The sequence below is a fragment of the Brevibacillus reuszeri genome (assembly GCF_002897295.1).
Lineage (GTDB): Bacteria > Bacillota > Bacilli > Brevibacillales > Brevibacillaceae > Brevibacillus > Brevibacillus reuszeri_A.
The window spans coordinates 135730-155386 of record NZ_BEXF01000001.1; the positions used below are offsets into that span (position 1 = coordinate 135730).

Sequence of the window (19657 nt, forward strand, 5' to 3'; positions counted from 1 at the left end):
ACGATGAGAGAAGCCGTTATCGTCGCAGGAGCACGGACCGCGGTCGGCAGAGCAAAGCGAGGCAGCTTGAAGGACGTCCACCCAGTAGATATGGGAGCCGCCGTTGTGCGTGATTTGCTGAGACGCGTTCCGCAGCTAGACCCTGCTGATATAGAAGATGTCATCATGGGTACGGCTGTACCCGAGGCTGAGCAAGGGATGAATATGGCACGTTTGGTTGGACTGCGTGCCGGATTGCCCAGCAATGTAGCAGGGATTACAATCAACCGTTTTTGTTCATCAGGCTTGCAAACGATTGCGTACGCCGCCCAGCAGATCATGGTCGGCAGCTCCGATGTGCTGGTAGCTGGTGGAGTGGAGAGCATGAGCCTCTTGCCGATGGTCGGACACAAGGTCGCGCTCAACCCGACTCTCGTAAAAACGATGCCAGAAGCGTACATGGGCATGGGACATACCGCTGAAGAGGTAGCAAAGCGCTATGACGTGACCAGAGAGGCACAAGATGCATTTGCTTTGACGAGCCATCAGCGAGCGGTTGCCGCGATTGAAGCAGGCAAGTTTCAGGACGAAATCGTTCCGATGACTGTGAAGCAGCATTCTTTTGATGTAGAGGGCAAGCTGCATGTAAAAGAACGCGTATTTGACAAGGACGAGGGTGCACGCGCTGATACGACGATGGAGGCACTGGCCAAGCTCCGCCCTGTGTTTCATGTACAAGGCAGTGTGACGGCAGGAAACTCGTCGCAAACAAGCGATGGCGCTGCTGCCGTCCTCGTGATGTCGGCTGAAAAAGCTGCTGAGCTCGGCGTCACGCCAATCGCCAAATTCCGCTCCTTCACTGTAGGAGGGGTAGAGCCTGATATCATGGGGATTGGCCCGATCGTAGCTGTTCCGAAAGCATTGAAGCTGGCAGGAATCAGCATCGCGGATGTAGATTTGTTCGAGCTGAATGAGGCGTTCGCTTCCCAGGCAATTGCTGTAATTCGCGAGCTGGGCTTGGACCCGGAAAAAGTAAACGTCAACGGCGGCGCGATTGCGATGGGCCACCCGATGGGATGTACCGGAGCCAAACTGACGATCTCTATCTTGAACGAGCTGAAAAGACGGGGCGGCAAGTACGGAGTCGTTACGATGTGTGTAGGTGGAGGCATGGGTGCGGCTGGCGTCTTTGAAATGATCTAAGCAAGTACATCCATTTTCGTATAAGGAGAGGTTTGCAATGGCAGATACGAAAGAATTGATCCGTGGTGGGAGCTTTTTGATTGATGCTGGTTCGGCTGATGATATGTTCGTGCCAGAGCAGTTTACTGATGAGCATAAAATGATTGCCAAGACAACCGAGGAATTTATCGTAAACGAAGTGCGCCCTCACCTGGAAGAGATCGAAAACCATCAGTTTGATATTTCCGTTCGTCTGCTTAAGGAAGCAGGAGAGCTGGGCTTGCTTGCTGGCGATGTGCCAGAAAAGTATGGCGGACTTGGCCTCGATAAAGTAAGTACGGCACTCGTCACAGAAAAATTTTCGCTCTCGCGCGGTTTTGCTCTCAGCTACGGAGCACATGTGGGCATTGGTTCTCTGCCGATTGTGTACTTTGGTACAGACGACCAGAAGCGACGCTACTTGCCTGATCTCGCATCAGGGAAACGATTGGCTGCTTATTGCTTGACTGAGCCAGGCTCCGGATCGGATGCGTTGGGTGCCAAAACGACCGCCACCTTATCCGAAGATGGAACACACTATCTCCTGAACGGGGAGAAGCAATGGATCACAAATGCTGGCTTCGCTGATGTGTTTATCGTTTATGCCAAAATTGATGGCGACAAGTTCAGCGCTTTTATTGTAGAGCGTACCTTCCCAGGCATTTCGTTTGGACCAGAGGAGAAAAAGATGGGCATCAAGGGCTCGTCAACAAGGACTGTCATATTGGAAGACGTGCAGGTGCCTGTCGAAAATCTACTTGGCGAGCCGGGACGCGGACATGTCATCGCCTTCAACATTTTGAATGTCGGTCGCTATAAGCTGGCGGTAGGGGCAGTGGGCTCCGCTAAACGGGCGCTGGAGATTGCGACGAATTACGCCAAGGAGCGGAAGCAATTCAAGACACCGCTTGCCAATTTCACGCTGATCAAAAACAAGCTGGCAAACATGGCGGTTAAAACATACGCAGCTGAAAGCTCGGTATATCGCACGGTTGGCCTGTTCGATACTGCTTTGAATCGATTGGGAGACAAAGCCGACGAAGGAGCAGAGGTGGCAAAAGCAATCGCAGACTACGCAATCGAGTGTTCGATTAACAAAGTGTTTGCGACAGAAGTATTGGATTATTGCGTGGACGAGGGCGTGCAAATCCATGGTGGGTACGGCTTCATGTCTGAGTATGAGATCGAAAACATGTATCGGGATTCCCGCATCAATCGAATTTTCGAGGGAACCAATGAAATTAACCGACTATTGATCCCTGATACACTCGTGAAAAAAGCAATGAAGGGCGAGCTTCCGCTGATGCAAGCTGCTGCCAGCCTTCAAGAAGAGCTGATGAGCTACTATCCGCAGGAAATCGAGGATGCGCCTCTTGCGGCTGAAAAGCATCTGATTGACATGTCCCGCAAAATCATTCTGATGGTAGCAGGTTCTGCGCTGATGAAGTATCAGCAGGCGATTTCCAAGGAACAGGAGCTGCTGGCATTTTCGGCAGACATGCTGATCGAGCTGTATGCAATGGACAGTGTCGTGAAGCGGACGGAGCGGGCGATAGACGCTACAGGACTTGAGAATGCGCAGCAAAAGCTGGAGATGACGACAGTCTATGTACAGGAAGCATTCGATCGAATCGAAGGCTGGGCGAAGGAAGCGCTGGCGGCGATGGAAGAGGGCGACGATTTACGCCTGCGTCTGTCCATCTTGAAAAAGCTGACGCGCCGCACGCCAATCAATACGGTTCAGCTCAAGCGGGCGATTGCAGACCGTGTCATCGCTGCTGGCGAGTACTCCGTTTAAGGACTTGTAGATCACATGACAAAAGGAGCGGAAGGAGCAGAGAACTTTCTCTGCTCCTTTTTGCGTTCAACATGTAGGGTGCTTACTGTTTCTGCTTTTCGTTTGCCATGCTATGCACGTATCAAATAGTTTTGACCACATCATGCATAAAGTTGGAAGCGATCACCAACGCTAACGAGACAAATAAAAAGCCGCAAGGAACATGGTCAGATGAAGTCGAGAGGATGGCTAAAACGAAAAAGAGCAGCAGCTGCAAATCGGAATAGCCATTCAGGTGGCTTAGCCCGCCCGAATAAGGCATTAGAAATCAGCGAGAGCATGAATGAAAACATCACTGAGCTGCACAATATTTTTACGTTTACTCCAGATTTAGTGATCAGAGATTTCGAGAGCAAACTCATAGAGGGACGATTAGCTCTTGTTTATTTGACCGGACTGGTAGACAAAAACTCAATTAACAACAATGTGCTGCGTCCACTGTTGGCGCCACTCGAACGCGGCCAGACGAGCATTATGGATCTTTTGTCTGTGGGAAAAGTAACGACGCTTTATGATTTCAATGAAGTAGAAGAGGCTATTTTGCAGGGAAGTAGCCTTTTGTTTATTGAGGGGCGAAAAGAAGCTTTATCCGTGGAGACACACGGTTGGCCTCAGCGTGCGATCGAAGACCCTCAGCTGGAAGCATCCCTGAAGGGTGCTCATCAAGGTTTTGTAGAGACCGGTATCCAAAATATCGCGTTAATTCGCCGATATATCCCCAATCGTGAACTGAAGATCAAGGAATATTTGATAGGGGAAAGAGGAGCAAGCAAAGTCTCAGTCCTCTTTTTAGCGGATGTCTGTAAACCAGAGGTGCTTCAGGAGTTAGAGAACCGGATTAAAAAGATCAACGTAGATACGATCCTCAATACAGGTGAGCTGGAGGAATTCATTGAGGACAACCCATACTCGCCTTTTCCTCAGTTTATTACGACCGAAAGGCCTGATTCAGCTGCATCTCATATTTTACAAGGAAGGATCGTCGTTGTAGTCGACCGTTCTCCTAGTGTATTGGTCGGACCAGTATCATTTGCTTCTTTTTTTCAAAATGTGGATGACTACAGCACGCGTTGGCTGGTATCGACGTTTATCCGTCTTCTTCGCTTTCTGGCCTTTTTAATCGCTACTTTTCTTCCGGCTATCTACATTGCCGTCATATCGTTTAATTACGAAGTGATTCCGTTAGACCTGATCATTTCGGTAGGAGAGTCGCGTGAGAGAGTGCCATTTCCTCCGCTTTTAGAAGCCGTGATGATGGAATTGACTTTGGAAATGCTACGGGAAGCAGGGGTACGCTTACCTGCCCCAATCGGACAGACAGTAGGAATTGTGGGGGGAATCGTCATTGGCCAGGCTGTCGTGCAGGCCGGAATTGTCAGCAATATCATGGTGATTGTGGTTGCCTTCACTGCCATTTCTTCGTTCATCATCCCGAACTATGATATGGCGTCTGCTATCAGGCTGATTCGCTTTCTCATGATGGGGCTCGCCGCTATGTTTGGGATTGTGGGGATCGTCATCGGGTTCATGACCTTGATTGGACATCTGATCTCATTGGAATCATTAGGTGTCCCATACGGAAGTCCGTTAGCCCCTGTAAGATTCAAGGACTGGAAAGACTTTTTTATTCGCCTGCCGCTTTTTAAAATGACTGAGCGACCAGTGAGTGCAAGAGCTGTTCAATCGCAAAGGCTAGAGGACGACCGTCAAAAGGAGGAAGGAAAGTGAAAAAGTACGCGTACAACGAGATAACCCTCCTCCAATACATCCTTTTGATTCACGGTACACAGGTGGGGATCGGCGTTTTGTCCATGCCGAGAGATTTAGCAGAAGTCTCAGGTACGGACGGTTGGATCTCTCTCATCCTTGGATGGATGTGTGCCTTACTTGCCAGCATGCTCATCATCAACATCATGAAGCGCTATCCTGGATACACCATTATCGACATCCTTCCACTCTTTTTGGGCAGATGGCTAGGCAAGGTTGGCATTTTAATTGTGGCAATATACTGTGCGTTAGCCCTTTTTACGGTTGTCGCCAATACAGTCGGGATAATCAATGTATGGATATTGACTCAGACCCCTGCCTATATCGTGGTCATATTGTTCGGTATACCTATCTACTATATCGTTCGAGGGGGATTGCGCGTAATTGGAAGGTATTCGGAACTGATTTTCTATATCACCCTTTGGATGCCCTTTGTGCTCATGACATCATTCAAAGATACGCATTGGCTGCATTTGCTGCCTGTTCTAAAAGAGGGGATAAGACCTGTTTTGCTTGCGACTAAAACCACGATATTGTCTTTTTTGGGGTTTGAGCTGGCATTTTTTCTTTATCCGTTTCTTCAGAAAAAACAACATGCTACGCTCGGAATTGTAGTAGCGAATACATTGTCACTGCTCGTGTTTTTATCGGTCACTTTATTCTGTTTTGCCTTTTTCAGTCCAGACGAAATAACGCAGTATAAATGGCCTACGCTTAATTTGTGGAAAGTTATTGAATACAGGTTTTTGGAGCGAGTTGATATTATTTTTCTCGCATTCTATTCCCTCATTTTGTCAACCACCACGATTCCGTACATGTATTTCACTGTCTTTACCACAAGTCAGTTATTTGGAATGCAGGATCATCGAATGCATTTGAAAATAGTAATTCCGCTGCTTGTAGTGGCATTTTGGCTGTATACACCTTCGTTCGTTGAGGTGAAAAAATGGAGTGAGATGTGGAGCCTCGCAGGATTGGCTGTGGGCTATATCTTACCTATTTTGGCGTCGGGCCTAGTTTTGTTACAACAAAAATCGGCTGGAGGTCAAAAAGCTTGAATAAGCTCATACACATCATATTGGTAATTGTTCTGGTTACGGTGCTGCCAGGGTGCATGGATCGGATTAATTTGGAGGATACCACGCTTGCTTTGATGACGGGTATAGATCTAAACGAAAAAAATGAACTTCTGTTTTATATGACCAGTCCCGTTTTCAGCAGAGAAGCGAAGGAAAAGTCGGAGGAATTTGGGGTAAAAGCAGATACCATGCGCGAGGCAAGGCTTGGCTACGACAGGCTGGTAACGGCGTTGACTGTTGCGGGGAAAATACAGGTGCTGGTACTTGGAAAGCGGCTTTTACAGCATCCTGATTGGTTTAGGGTAATGGATGTATTTTTTCGCGACGCTCGATTTACCGTGAATGCGCGAATTGTCGTTTTTGATGGACCTGTTCATGATCTCTTTCACTTCAACCCCAAGGACAAGCCTCGTTTGGCCCTCCATATAACCAAGCTGATCGACACTGCAAACTACCGGAATCTTACCGTCAGAACGAGAGCGCAGGAGTTTCACAGGCAAATGTATGAAAAGGGAATGACCCCATCAGTGACGGAGATGAAAAAGGAAAAGAACAAGGCTGTTATGGTCATGGGAACGGCGCTTCTATCCAAACAGGGAGCCTACCGAGAGCTGATAAATGAGAGGGATACCATTCTCCTGCAAATGCTGCTATATGAAAAGCGGGGGGAAATATCACTTACGGTTCATGTGCCATTAGGGGAAGAAAGTCAAAAGAAAATTTTGAAGGACAAGATCAGTTATATCGTCAAGGGCGTATCTCGAAAAGTGAAGACCGAATACAAAAACGGCAGCTTCCAATTCGACGTCCAGCTTAAGCTGAGAATTGCTATTTCGGAGAGATTGTTTCCGTTCAATATGGAGAAAGACTATAAGAAAATGGAGAAAATGATCGAGGAAGAACTGAGCAAGGAATACGCTCAATTAATTAAGAAATGTCAAAAGGAGAATACCGACCCGTTTGGCTTCGGCTTATACGCACGTGCGTACGCGTACAAAGAGTGGAAAAAGGTAGAGGATGATTGGACGAAAGCATTCGCCAAAGCTACTGTCCGGATCGTCCCAGATGTATCGATCAAAGGAAATGGTGTAATCAAATAAACGCTGTGCGTCCAAAAAAGAAACCCTGGTCCGAAAATGACCAGGGTTCTTGGCTTCGCTTTTGAATTAGTAGATTGCTTCCCAGCCTGCTGGAGTTACGAACAGACGGATTGCTTTGATTTTACGGTCGTCCATCAGTGTGAAGTAATGGCGGTAGTTTGGCGGTACGGAAATTAGATCGCCAGGGGAGAGCTCAACGTCAAAGTAACGATCGTCCTTTCCTTTGATTGCAAAAATGCCATGACCGTCTACGCAGAAGCGGCACTCGTCATCTGTATGATGATGCTCTCCTTTGAATTTCACCAGCAGCTCATCCAAATTCGGAACTTTGTCGGACAGGACGATAATATCTGCTGTCAAGTAGCCGCGACGCTTGCTGATGTCGTCGATTTCAGGCTTAAAGGTGTCCAGGATTTCTTGTTTTTCTTCATCAGTTGGGCTGTAGTTGTCGCGGTGCTTTGCATCCAAACGATCTACTCCCCAGTTTTCATAAATGATCCCTTGGGAATTCAGGAATGCAACTACTTCCTCTGGAGCGCTAATGTACTCGTTGTTGTCGTGAAAACGTACTTGTGCCATCGTAAAATCCTCCTCAATTAGTAGATGTAGTGGACACGGCAGCTTGGCGCAGTTGCAGCCAGCGGGCGTGGTACTCAAACAGGAATTCAAATGCTTCCAGATGACGCTTGGCTTCGAAGTCGTTGCCGCCCCAGGCGTAAATTCCGTGGTTGCGAATGAGAACCCCAGGGACTTCAGGGGTGATTACTTTTTCGATTGCGGCTGCTAGAGTTGGAATATCGGCAAAGTTCTCAACAATCGGAACCGTGATTTGTGCGTTTTCTTCCCAGATTCCCAGACCCTTGATCAGCTCCTGCCCCTGGATGGAGAAGGCGCGTTGTCCAAAGTACAGCTCAGAGATGAGGTTGTTCCAAACCGTATGAACATGGAAGCAGGCACCTGCCTGCGGGAATTTGTTGTAGACGACCGCGTGGATCAAGGTTTCCGCCGAAGGCTTTAGCGCTGTTGCATCTACCGGGCGGGAGTCTTTGTCCACTACCAGATAATCTTCTGGGGAAAGCTTTGTTTTATCCTTGCCGCTTGCTGTTACCGCGAATTGCAGCGGTTCACTCTTTATTTTAATCGAAAGATTGCCACTGGTGCCGGGGAACCAGTCCCGTCGGGCAAAAGTTAGCTTGGCGTCATCGAGACGACGAAATGCGTCCAGGCGCTCTTCTAGGGTTGCTGTCATGGATCAGACGACCTCCTGTTGCAATTGGATTTCTTTTAAAATAGCAATCACGTCGTGGAACGTGGCAAAGGTTTGATGTGGCAATTGCAGCTCCACCGATTTTTGAGCGAGGAAGGAGCGAGCGATCACAAAATCAGCAATCTTTGCACCTGCCAAATCAGTGATGGAATCGCCGATGACGACGCGGTAATGATCAGCAGGGTCATAGCGGCGAATGATGGTGGTCTTGCACATTCCACAGCCGTTTGTGCAGTGTTCGTCGCAGGAGTGCGGCCATGTAATGGTAATACGTTCGCCTGAGAAATCACTGCCATTGCAGTAGATAGGCACACCGGACAGATCAAACGGTGCGAGGATCGGCTCTACGAAAAAGTCGATTCCCCCGCTCGTAATCAACAGCTCGATGCCTTCGCTGCGGCAAAAGCTTACGAATTCGGCAAAGCCGGGACGAATAGAAGCTTCGTTTACGATATAGTCCACGATCTCTTGGCGCAGGGAAGAGGGGAGAAGCTGAAACAGCTTGCCTACTCCTTCCTGTACGCTTATCTTTTGGGAAAGGATTTGCTCGGTCAGCGCTTCCCACTCAGGGGGAGCAAACTTGCGAACAATCGCTACGATATTGTCTTTTTCCGTGATGGTTCCATCGAAGTCGCAGAAGAGGACCAGCTTTTTGCTCATCGTCCGCCACCCCATTTCTGCAGGGCAATAGCCAGCTCTGGCGATTCAGACGCCGCATCCTGCAACGTATGTCCAGCTGTGACTCCTTTGATTGCAGCGACGAATGCTTTTGCTCCTGCGGTCGCTCCGCCTGGATGGCCGTGAATTCCACCGCCAGCATTGACGATTTGATCCAATCCGAAGTCTGCAAACAGCTGTGGCACGAGGCCAGGATGTATTCCGGCAGACGGAACCGGGAATGAACGGCGGATACCCTCCAGTGGTGCCGTGAGATTTTGGGCAAGCTGGAGTGCTTCCGTTTTGTCCAAGGCTACATTGCCGTATGGGGACGGGAACAGTACCAGGTCAGCACCTGCGATCCGCATTAATGTACCGAGCAATAGCGGAGTGGCAATCCCGTAATCAGGCGATGGATAATACGCACCAGCCAAAGCCGGGTGAGCCATGATAGGCACGCGGACATCCGGGTCCTGTGCAAGTCTGTGCAAAGCGTCAAAGCCAAAGGCCAGTACGTTGAACAGCAGGCAATCAGCACCTGCTTCAACCGCACGCTTTGCCTTTTCATTCAGCTCGTGTACAGGACCAGTCAGGTTGGCTGCATACAGGACAGGCTTGCCTGTTTCCGCCTCCGTTTCCTCTGCAATTTGCTTAAATGCTTTGATTCGCTCCAAAAAAGGTGCACGATCATCTGCAAAGAAGATTTCGTCATCTTTGACCAGATCAACACCGCCCAATGCCTGGGCACGAAACTGTGTCTTCAAATCATCAAATGGTAGGCCGAGGCAGGATTTGAAAATGCTCATCAGAAGCGGACGATCGTGCGCACTTAAACGGCTGCGTAGTCCGTCGATTCCGTATTTCGGACCCGGGAAGGCTGTCAGGAATGAATCTGGAAAAACGACGTCAACGAGCTTGATTTTCCCATCCATGGAGAGCTTTCCGAAAATGCCTGTCAACAGAGACGGAATATCTTGTGTAAAATTCCGAGTAGGGTAGCTGACGGTTATCAAACCACGAGTTTCCCCGTTCGGAAGTGTTTCAAGCGGGGTCGCACTTACGGCTTCGCCCAAATATGGCTGCAGCTCTGCTTGCTTGGCAGCGGGCAGGTCAGTCCATGATCCGACTGTCATTCCGACTGCGATTGCAGCTGCTTTTTTGTTTAGATCCTTGGCTTGTGTCAAATAAGTTACGAGGATGCGTTGCTCACTCATGCCAGGGCTAATCCTCCTTTTTGTTCGTACAGGAAACGTACAGGAAATGTAAAAAGCCTCCCCGTGAGTAGGGAGGCGGTTGTCGACTATAAAAGAGTCTTCGTCTCCTCTCATCTCTCGGGTCAGTAGCCGAGACGCGCAGAAGTGGTTCTCCTGTCTCGACTCTTATCCGTTGGAATTAGCACCGTTTCGCTATTCTATCAATCAAAAATAGAAGAGCGCCGGTTGCCGGGCATCATAGGGCCAGTCCCTCAGCCAGCTCGCGATAAGAGTAATATGGTTCACACGCTGTTTCATCGTGTGCAATACCATCATGATAAGACGATATGAACCGGGAGTCAAATTGTTTTTCCGCCAAGTGTGCACAAAAGAACAAAGGAAATGTGGACGAGGTGAAACTTTTTTCCGTGCAAAGCGTGGTAGTCAATGAAAGGGTGTGGAAGCGTTGGGAAAGTAAGCTTGGACGACGTGTACAAACTGCACGTAAACGATATATACCGCTACCTTTTCCGGCTGACACGCGATGCACGGCAGGCAGAGGACCTGACGCAGGAAACCTTTTTCCGCGCCTTTTTGTCCCTGGACGATTACCACGGGGAAAAAGTCAGGCCGTGGCTGTTCAAGGTAGCGTATCACGCCTTTGTCGATTGGCATCGCAAACAGGCGAAGCGACCCTTACAGCTTGTAGGACAGCTGCCTGAACATGCAGATCAGCAGGTGGATGATCCTGCGGAAACTGTGGTGAACAAGGAGATGTGGGAAATGGCTCAGGAAATTCTTCTGCAGCTCCCGGAAAAGCAAAAGCAGGTCATTCTGCTTGCAGCAGCCTCCTTTTCCTATGCAGAAATCGCAGAAATATTGGGTATCGATGTGGCTGACGTAAAGCGTTCCCTGTTTCGAGGGCGGCAAAAGATGCGAAAGTTGTGGAGGGATGGAGCAGATGGAGAATAAAGACAAAAATAGCCGGGATCAAAAGCTGCTCGCTTACCTGCGAGGAGAAATGACAGAGGGCGAGGAGCAAAGGCTCGGAGAAGAAGTAATCAGAGATGAGGAATACGCCCAGCGATTAGAACGGCTACTGTTGGGGGAAGAGCAAGGCACTAGCTCTGACCCCGGCAAAGAGGCGCCTGCCGCTCTGACAGAAGAGAAACAGCGTGCTATTATTCGGCGGGGAAAATGGAGGATGCGCCTGTCTAATTCCGCGTTTACGATGGGGCTTGCCTTCTTTGCAGGTGTCTTGCTGTTTGTGGTGAACGGCTGGTTTGGTTCCCTGATGCATGACGATTTGTTCCGAGTCGCCAAGGATATGGTCAACTTCACGCAGCCTGGCGTAAGTGTAGGCAGCAGTGGCTCAGAGGTCGGTTTATTCTACGGCAAGATCAGGATGGAACTATGTGAGCGGATAGGGAGCGAGGATAAAAACGCAGGAACCTTCGAAAGCACCAACTTTTTGTGGAAAACCAGTGCAAAGCCAGAGTGGACAAACGGGATCAGAGAGCAAAAGCTCTTTTTCAACTACCCGATTACGGGGCAGAAGTTGATGCCGGCGGACTCGGAGCATCTGCGTAAACCTGCCTGGACGACGATGGAAAAGCTGCCGGAGGGCACAGTATCTCAGCTGGCCATCTCCTTTGACCATTTATTGAGCTACGAGGAATATTACGCACTAATTTCCCGATATGTCAGCAACGATGCATTTGAAACAGTCTGGTTTGCTGTTGATTCGGGGCAGGAACAAGCACGCATTGAGGCTGATGAAGGAGTTCGTCTTCTCGGGGCTGGTGACGTCTGGGGATTTGCGGAGCGGGAGCTAAACTATGGGAATGCCCCGATTCAGGTCAACGGCGAAGGACCACGCCGGGCAGCAGCTTATTTGAGCGAAATGAAATATCTTTCCGAACAGGAGCGGCTGACCAATGAAATAGGGTCTAGCTTGGTTTCCAGAGGCAAGCCTCAAATTGCCGAGCGTTACCAGTACATGCAAAAAAATGGCGTCCGTATCTACGGTGCTGTTTTGACAGGACCGACCAAGGAGCTGCTCAAGCTGCAACAGGAAAAGTCGATTACAGCGGCTTTTTTGGGCAAGGTGGACTGGTGGAATTGGGATCGCCCAGCTGCTTCTGGGGCGTACTACAGCTGGTAGTAAAAATGGATGGAGGCAGCTGAAAAAGGGTGTTGACAGCGTGTAAGTGTGGCTGTATGATTCAAACTAAATCATAATTGCATACGATGGATACCTTATCCAGAGAAGGTGGAGGGACTGGCCCGATGATACCCGGCAACCGACATGACGCTCTTTGGTCGCTTTTGTAGCGATTAAAGTTTCAGGCGACGTGCACGGTGCTAATTCCTGCAGAAACAAAAGTGGTCTGGAAGATAAGGGGGACAAAGACACGTTTATTTTGTACGTGACGACAGCGACCTCTTTTCTTCGGGAAAAGAGGTCTTTTTGCATATCTGAAATGGCTGCAGTTTGATTGCTAGACTGGGGCAAGCATCCAGTCCACTAGAGATAAATACAAAATGACATTGAGGGGAGTAATGAATCATGGCTTATCGTGCGTTGACCGAGCAGGAAGCAGTGGAGTACGTAAAGGGTTTGCCAGGTCTGTTTACTGAGGGAGCAGAGCTGACGAGTCACGAAATCGGGGATGGAAACCTCAATCTGGTGTTTGATATTCAAGAGAAAGCTACCGGAAAGAGCGTGATTGTGAAGCAGGCGTTGCCATTTGCGCGTGTGGTTGGGGAATCATGGCCGCTGACGATTGATCGTGCACGTATCGAGAGCGAAGCCCTGCGTATTCAGCACAAATACGTACCTGATCTCGTACCGGAAGTGTATCATTTTGACCAGGAGCTGGCTTTGACCGTAATGGAAAACGTCGGTGACCACATCATTATGCGCAAAGGTCTCATCGAAGGAAAGCGTTACCCGCTCTTTGCCAAGCAAATTGGTCGTTTCATGGCGCAAACCTTGTTCTACACATCTGATCTCGGGGCGCATCCATACGAAAAAAAGGCGTTAGTCGGAACATTCCTAAATCCCGAATTATGCAAAATTACTGAAGATCTGGTCTTTACTGATCCTTACGAAAATGCACCAACGAATAACTTCAATCCATTGATTCGCCCGGAAGTAGAAGCGATCTGGAGCAACAAGCCACTGAAGCTCGAAATCGCCAAGCTTAAATATGACTTTTTGACTCGCGCAGAAGCGCTTTTGCACGGTGATTTGCATACAGGAAGCATCTTTATTACCGAAACGAGCTTGAAAGCTATTGACCCTGAATTTGCTTACTACGGCCCAATCGGCTTTGATATCGGTGCGGTCATTGCCAACCTCCTGCTCAATTACGCTGGTCAGCACGGTTTGCAAAAAGACCAAGGAGAACGGGACGCATACCGCGAATACTTACTGGAGACGGTCGAAGATGTTTGGAACGAATTCGTCTCTCAGTTTGTTCAGCTGTGGCATAAACAGGCAAAAGAACGCAGCGCTCACGTAGAAGGCCTCTGGCAGAGCTATGTAGAACGACTGATTCAGGACACGGCCGGTTATGCTGGCTGCAAAATCCTGCGCCGCGTGATTGGGCTAGCGGGAGTGGCAGATTTGAATGCCATCGAGGATGAGCAAACGCGTGCAGAAGCAGAACGTTTGGCGCTGGCTATTGGTGAAGCGCTGATCCTCGGCCGCGGCAATGTAGGCGAATCAACAGACATCACGGACATTGTCCGTACAGTTACCGCACGCTACTATCAGGAGGCTACCACGGTATGACAACGAGTACACAATTTGCGCCGGTCAAGTGGGAGAACGATTGCCTCGTTCTGCTTGATCAAACGCGCTTGCCAGTAGAAACGATTTATTTGAACCTGACGACATCCGAGGAAGTATGGGCATCCATTCGCCATTTGCAAGTACGCGGAGCACCTGCAATCGGAATGGCTGCGGCATATGGACTCTATCTGGGCGTTCGCGGCAGCGAGGCAGAATCACACGAGCAATTTTGGAAAGAATTGACCAAGCAGGCTGACTACCTGGGCACTTCCCGCCCAACTGCGGTCAATCTGTTCTGGGCGCTGGATCGCATCAAGGCCCGTGTGGAAAAAGAGAAAGGTTTGTCTGTTGCTGAGCTGAAGGCTGCGGTGCTTGACGAGGCTCTGGCGATTCAAAAAGAGGATGCTGAGGTGTGCCGGACAATCGGTGAGCATTTGCTGACGCTTCTGCACGATGGCATGGGCATTCTCACGCACTGCAACCCTGGCGCACTGGCGACAGCGGCCTATGGAACGGCGACTGCTCCGTTTTATTTGGCAAAAGAACGCGGCTGGAACCTTAAAGTATACGCAGACGAAACGCGTCCAGTCCTGCAAGGCGCACGTCTGACCGCCTATGAGCTCCAGCAGGCGGGTATTGATGTGACGCTGATCTGCGATAACATGGCAGCAATGGTAATGTCTCAAGGCAAAGTAGAGGCAGTCATCGTAGGGACAGATCGTGTAGCAGCAAATGGTGACGTTGCAAACAAAATCGGAACGTACGGCGTGGCTGTACTTGCCAAAGCTCACGGGATTCCGTTTTATGTAGCAGCTCCACTGTCCTCTGTCGATCTGGAAACAGCAACAGGTGCTGATATTCCGATTGAAGAGCGTCCAGCAGAGGAAATTACGCATGGACTCGGGAAGCAAGTCGCACCAGACGATATCAAAGTATACAATCCCGCATTCGATGTGACGCCTGCGAGGTACATCACAGCAATTGTGACGGAAACAGGCATTTTCAAGCCAGAAGAAATCGGTAAAAGCAAAAAGTAAATGTTTCTTGCAGCACGTCCGCCTCGCCATAGAGGTGGGCGTTTTTTCATTACACACTTCTTGCCAAAAGATTCGTCCTGCACCATAATCGAGCATAAACAATGGAAAGCACACCAGTGCTACAGATTAATAAGGAGGGTTTGGTATGAGGCACATCGTGATGACAGAGGAGTCGTATTTAAAGCAATTAGAGCTAGCGGACGCGACAGAGATGTTTTGGCTGACAGATACCAACCGTGCTCATCTGAAGCAATGGCTGCCATGGCTCGATTTCACCAATCGGGTAGAGGATACAGCGGGCTTTATTCAAATGACAATCAACCAACATAATAACAATCAAGGAACACACTATGGCATTTGGTTCAAAGGTCGTCTGGCAGGGACGCTGGGCGTTCATAATCTGGACTGGATCAATAAAAAGACCTCGATCGGCTATTGGCTGGGAGCAGGATTCCAGGGCAACGGCTTGATGACAGAGGCAGTCGCTGTTTATATCGACAAGCTGATTTTTGATTCATGGGGAATGGAAAAGGTAACCATTCAAGCGGCAACAGAGAACTGGAAAAGCAGATCGATCCCAGAGCGTCTGGGCTTTCAGCTGGAGGGCGTCCTGCGCCGTAATGAATTTTTGTACGATCACTATGTCGATCATGCGGTATACAGCTTGCTGCGCGAAGAGTGGGATGATTTCAAGAATGAAAAAAAGTTAGATTGACAAGGAAAATTCAGTAAATTACGATGGAATAAGTACAAAAAGGGGCTGCGTGATTCGCGCGCCCTTTTTTAAGTGGAAGAAGAGATTGCCTGCAAATGAAATGAGGTGACGGACATGCAGACACTAAAACAACTGTCCTGGTTTTTTCGAGCTCATTGGAAGCGATACGTTATTGGTATCTCTTTTTTGTTTTTGATCGATGTGCTTATGCTTTGGCCGCCTCGTCTGATCGGGGAGACGGTGGATTCGATTCGCAACAGCTCATTAACTATACCTGATTTGACTAGGGCGATGGTAATTTTGCTGGTGCTTGGTGTGCTTTTGTATGTGATGCGCTTTGTCTGGAGGTATTTGCTGAATGGAGGAGCGCTCTTGCTGGAGCGGACCTTGCGTGAGCGGCTATTTTCTCATTTGACGAAGATGACGCCGTCCTTTTACCACCGCAAGCGCAGTGGAGATTTGATGGCTGTAGCGACGAATGATATTCCGGCGATTGAGCAAACAGCCAGTACCGGAGTGCTGACGCTTGTTGATTCCTTGTTCATGACGTTATTGACGCTGGGTGTGATGGTGACCGTCATCGACTGGAAGCTGACATTGGCTGCATTGATCCCGATGCCTTTTTTGGCGTGGTCAACCGCCTATTATGGAAAGCTTTTGCATGACCGCTTTTATTTGGCTCAGGAAGCATTCGGAGAAATGAATGACCATGTTCAGCAATCGGTCTCTGGCGTGCGTGTACTGCGTGCATTTGTCCAGGAAAAAGCGGATGTGGAGGCATATCGGCGCGTCAGCGAGAAAACATTGGAGAGAAATGTAAGTGTATCGCGGATTGATGCCTTATTTGAACCAACGATCGCGATCATTATTGGTTTTAGCTTTTTGATTGGTCTTGGGTATGGTACGTATCTGGTTTTCACCAGCTCGATTTCATTGGGCGATCTGGTCGCCTTCAATCTGTATCTCGGATTGTTGATCTGGCCGATGTTTGCTTTTGGCTGGCTGGTAAATGTACTGCAGCGGGGCGGAGCCTCCCACAAACGCTATTCGGAGCTTTTGGTGGAGCAGCCGGATGTAAAAGAAGCAGCAAATCCAGTAACGACTGTAGCCGCAAACACCGTGGAAGCACGTCAGTTTTCGTTTTGCTATCCAGGAACGGATCAGCCTGCACTCTCTGATATTTCCTTTGTTCTAGAGGAAGGCGAGACGTTGGGGATCGTCGGTCGCACGGGAAGTGGGAAGTCGACGCTCTGTCGCTCTCTCTTGCATCAATATCATATGAATGAAGGTTCACTTTTGGTTGGCGGTGTACCGATTGAAAAGCTCTCCTTCCACGCTCTGCGGGAAAAGATCGGGTATGTTCCCCAGGAGCATTTGCTGTTCTCTCGCACGATTGAGGCAAACGTCGCTTTCGGTCGTCCAGATGCTACAAATGAGGAAATCGTTCGTGCGCTGGAGCTGGCGGAAATGAGAGGCGATCTGGCGCAGTTCAAGGACGGTCTGCAGACAATGGTGGGAGAAAAGGGAGTAACGCTCTCAGGCGGGCAAAAGCAGCGCATTTCGATTGCTCGTGCACTCCTGGTTGATGCCGACATTTTGATTTTAGACGATTCGTTATCCGCGGTAGATGCTCGGACAGAAGAAAGCATTTTGCGTCATTTACGGCAGGAGCGTGCAAATAAAACAACGATTATTACGGCACATCGCCTGTCTGCCGTTCAGCATGCACAGTTAATCCTGGTACTGGACGAAGGCAGGATCGTGGAGCGAGGGACGCATAACGAGCTGATGCAAAAAAATGGCTGGTACGCGGAGCAGTATCGTCGCCAACAGATGGAGCAGGATGTCACCGGTTAGAGAGAGGAGGGAGAGCGTTTCATGAGCGGGCAAAATGTGTGGCGTCGGCTGACGGATTTCGCCAAGCCGTTTCAAAAGCAAATCATCGGTGCGCTGTTTTTGCTAGTGCTCGGGACCAGTGCGGAATTGGCAGGGCCCTTTTTAGCGAAAGTGATGATTGACAACCATATTCTCGGGATTCAAAAGCCTTGGTATGAGCTGCAGGATAAGCCGCAAGCAGCTGCAGAAGCAGCCGTATCGCTAAACGACAAGTACTATGTGCGGGAAGATTTCATAGAAGAAACGGGTCTTTCTCCGGATGAATTAAAGAATAGGCAAATGACGGTGCTGGCAGAAGGCACCACCTACTATCTGGTGACTGGCCATGTGGATCAAAATGGGAAAAAACAGATTACCCCGTTGGCACAAGAAAACGGTCGTGAGCACGTAAAGGTAGTCAACACGAATGAGCAGGCGGGTACGAGTGCGACCTATACAGGGATCAAGCTTACTGCCGAAGAAGTAAAGGCGATGTATAGCAGTGATATGCTGCCGATCTTGTGGTTGTCTGTTGGGTATGCGGTGCTGATTTTATTATCTGCGGGCTTCAACTATATTCAGATTCTGTGGCTGCAGACGATTGCACAGCGCATCATTCAACAGATGCGGATGAAGCTGTTTATTCACCTGCAAAAGCTCCCGGTTTCTTTCTTCGACAAGACACCAGTAGGCTCACTCGTCTCCAGAGTCAGTAATGATACGGAGGCAGTGCGTGAGTTGTATGTAAGTGTGCTGGCTACTTTTGTACAGAATGGGCTGTATTTGATCGGAATTTTGATTGCCCTGTATATTTTGCAGCCAGAGCTTGCGCTGTTTTGCTGTTTAACAGTGCCCATACTTGTTTTACTCGTGTTCTTTTACCAAAAGTACAGCTCTCGCTATTATGCGATTATCCGTTCACGTCTTAGCGATATGAATGCGATGATCAACGAGATGATACAGAACATGTCGATCGTGCAGGCGTTTCGTCGTGAAGACGGCGTGCAAAAAGAGTTTGCCGATGTAAATGAAGCGTATTTCAAGGTGAGATTGAAAGAGATCAATCTGGAATCATTTTTGCTCAGACCAGCAGTAGATCTGATCTGGAAGGTTTCGTTGACCTTGATTATTTGGTATTTCGGTTCTACTTCTTTTCACAGTGCGATTTCCTTCGGGGCGTTGTTTGCCTTTGTGGATTATATGGGGCGTTTCTTTGAGCCGATCAACATGATTATGGGGCGGCTGTCTCAGCTGGCACAAGCGACGACCTCAGCCAAACGCGTCTTTGACATTTTGGATACAGAGCCAGAGTCAGAGACAGCTGTTGAAGGCAAACAAATCAGTCGACCACAGGGGGAAGTGGTTTTTGACCAGGTATCCTTTGCGTATAACGGCGATGAATACGTGTTAAAAAACGTCTCCTTCACGGCAAAGCCAGGCCAGACAATTGCGCTGGTTGGACATACGGGCTCCGGGAAAAGCTCGCTGATGAACCTTTTGCTCGGGTTTTATCCGGTTTCCAAAGGCCGTATTCTTATCGATGGGGAAGACATGAAGTCCATCGACACCCACGCATTGCGCCAGCATGTGGGATTGGTTTTGCAGGACCCGTTTTTGTTTACGGGAAGCATCGGCTTTAATATTCGCATGTATAATGAAACAATTACGGACGAAAAAGTCAGAGCTTCCGCTGAGGCAGTGCGCGCGGATGAATTCATCAAGCAATTGCCAGGTGGCTACGATGAGCCAGTGGTAGAGCGTGGGATGACATTGTCTGCAGGACAGCGTCAGCTGATCTCGTTTGCCCGTGCGCTTGCTGCTGACCCGGCGATATTGATTTTGGACGAAGCGACCGCCAGCATTGACAGTGAAACAGAGCTGGCCATTCAGGAAGCTCTGCATGTGCTGTCCAAAGGCAGGACAACATTCATCATTGCTCACCGCTTGTCTACGATTCAGCATGCTGATCAGATTCTGGTACTCTCCCGCGGGGAAGTAACCGAGAGAGGAACACATGAAGAACTGATGGAACAAGATGGGCTGTATCGGAAAATGTACCAGTTGCAGCAGGGTAGTAGAGTCGAAGTAAGATAGAGAAATAGAGAGAGCTATCGGAGAGGAGTTCAACACC

16 protein-coding genes and 2 riboswitches are annotated in these 19657 nt (G+C 49.2%); of the genes, 12 read left to right on the forward strand and 4 right to left on the reverse strand.

Annotated elements, in window-relative coordinates; all coding sequences use genetic code 11:
• Positions 1–3: 3 nt before the first annotated feature.
• From C3B52_RS00655 to C3B52_RS00675, 5 genes are all read left to right on the forward strand, one after another.
• Positions 4–1182 carry an acetyl-CoA C-acetyltransferase gene (locus tag C3B52_RS00655; RefSeq protein ID WP_103104168.1) on the forward strand — a complete coding sequence of 393 codons (1179 nt, stop codon included), beginning with the start codon at positions 4–6 and terminating at the stop codon, positions 1180–1182.
• Between the two features lie 37 nt (positions 1183–1219).
• Positions 1220–2998, forward strand: a complete 1779-nt coding sequence (locus C3B52_RS00660; RefSeq protein WP_103104169.1) for an acyl-CoA dehydrogenase family protein — start codon at positions 1220–1222, stop codon at positions 2996–2998.
• Between the two features lie 210 nt (positions 2999–3208).
• A complete protein-coding gene (locus C3B52_RS00665; protein ID WP_103104170.1) occupies positions 3209–4765 on the forward strand; it encodes a spore germination protein in 1557 nt (518 codons plus the stop codon).
• Positions 4762–5862 (forward strand): GerAB/ArcD/ProY family transporter, encoded by a 1101-nt coding sequence (locus C3B52_RS00670; protein ID WP_103104171.1) that lies wholly within the window; start codon positions 4762–4764, stop codon positions 5860–5862. Before C3B52_RS00665 ends, C3B52_RS00670 begins: the two co-directional genes overlap by 4 nt.
• Positions 5859–6983, forward strand: coding sequence for a Ger(x)C family spore germination protein (locus C3B52_RS00675; protein ID WP_103104172.1), 1125 nt, complete (start codon positions 5859–5861; stop codon positions 6981–6983). Before C3B52_RS00670 ends, C3B52_RS00675 begins: the two co-directional genes overlap by 4 nt.
• Positions 6984–7049: 66 nt before the next feature.
• On the opposite strand, the gene C3B52_RS00680 is transcribed toward C3B52_RS00675, so the two are convergent.
• From C3B52_RS00680 to C3B52_RS00695, 4 genes are read right to left on the reverse strand one after another with little or no spacing between them, the layout of a single operon-like run.
• Positions 7050–7562, reverse strand: a complete 513-nt coding sequence (locus C3B52_RS00680; protein ID WP_103104173.1) for a 1,2-dihydroxy-3-keto-5-methylthiopentene dioxygenase — start codon at positions 7560–7562, stop codon at positions 7050–7052.
• A gap of 13 nt (positions 7563–7575) precedes the next feature.
• Positions 7576–8232: a methylthioribulose 1-phosphate dehydratase gene (locus C3B52_RS00685; RefSeq protein WP_103104174.1), complete on the reverse strand. Its 657-nt coding sequence runs from the start codon at positions 8230–8232 to the stop codon at positions 7576–7578.
• A 3-nt stretch (positions 8233–8235) separates the two neighbouring features.
• Complete coding sequence (locus C3B52_RS00690) at positions 8236–8910, reverse strand: 2-hydroxy-3-keto-5-methylthiopentenyl-1-phosphate phosphatase (RefSeq protein ID WP_103104175.1); 675 nt, start codon at positions 8908–8910, stop codon at positions 8236–8238.
• On the reverse strand, positions 8907–10121 hold the full coding sequence (locus C3B52_RS00695; protein ID WP_103104176.1) for a 2,3-diketo-5-methylthiopentyl-1-phosphate enolase: 1215 nt from the start codon (positions 10119–10121) through the stop codon (positions 8907–8909). Before C3B52_RS00695 ends, C3B52_RS00690 begins: the two co-directional genes overlap by 4 nt.
• Positions 10122–10283: 162 nt before the next feature.
• Positions 10284–10393, reverse strand: a riboswitch (SAM riboswitch).
• A 196-nt stretch (positions 10394–10589) separates the two neighbouring features.
• Between C3B52_RS00695 and C3B52_RS00700 the strand changes: the two genes are divergently transcribed.
• From C3B52_RS00700 to C3B52_RS00730, 7 genes are all read left to right on the forward strand, one after another.
• Positions 10590–11072, forward strand: a complete 483-nt coding sequence (locus C3B52_RS00700; RefSeq protein WP_103104625.1) for a sigma-70 family RNA polymerase sigma factor — start codon at positions 10590–10592, stop codon at positions 11070–11072.
• On the forward strand, positions 11053–12264 hold the full coding sequence (locus tag C3B52_RS00705) for an anti-sigma factor (RefSeq protein ID WP_235615551.1): 1212 nt from the start codon (positions 11053–11055) through the stop codon (positions 12262–12264). The genes C3B52_RS00700 and C3B52_RS00705 overlap by 20 nt, the downstream gene beginning before the upstream one ends.
• Before the next feature lie 92 nt (positions 12265–12356).
• A riboswitch (SAM riboswitch) is annotated at positions 12357–12504 on the forward strand.
• Positions 12505–12669: 165 nt separating this feature from the next.
• Positions 12670–13899, forward strand: coding sequence for an S-methyl-5-thioribose kinase (gene mtnK, locus C3B52_RS00710; RefSeq protein WP_103104178.1), 1230 nt, complete (start codon positions 12670–12672; stop codon positions 13897–13899).
• Entirely contained in the window at positions 13896–14936 is a 1041-nt protein-coding gene (gene mtnA / locus C3B52_RS00715) for an S-methyl-5-thioribose-1-phosphate isomerase (protein WP_103104179.1), read from the forward strand. Before mtnK ends, mtnA begins: the two co-directional genes overlap by 4 nt.
• Before the next feature lie 145 nt (positions 14937–15081).
• Positions 15082–15651: a GNAT family N-acetyltransferase gene (locus C3B52_RS00720; RefSeq protein ID WP_103104180.1), complete on the forward strand. Its 570-nt coding sequence runs from the start codon at positions 15082–15084 to the stop codon at positions 15649–15651.
• Positions 15652–15765: 114 nt separating this feature from the next.
• Complete coding sequence (locus C3B52_RS00725; RefSeq protein WP_103104181.1) at positions 15766–17508, forward strand: ABC transporter ATP-binding protein; 1743 nt, start codon at positions 15766–15768, stop codon at positions 17506–17508.
• A gap of 21 nt (positions 17509–17529) precedes the next feature.
• A complete protein-coding gene (locus tag C3B52_RS00730; protein WP_103104182.1) occupies positions 17530–19620 on the forward strand; it encodes an ABC transporter ATP-binding protein in 2091 nt (696 codons plus the stop codon).
• Positions 19621–19657 lie beyond the last annotated feature (37 nt).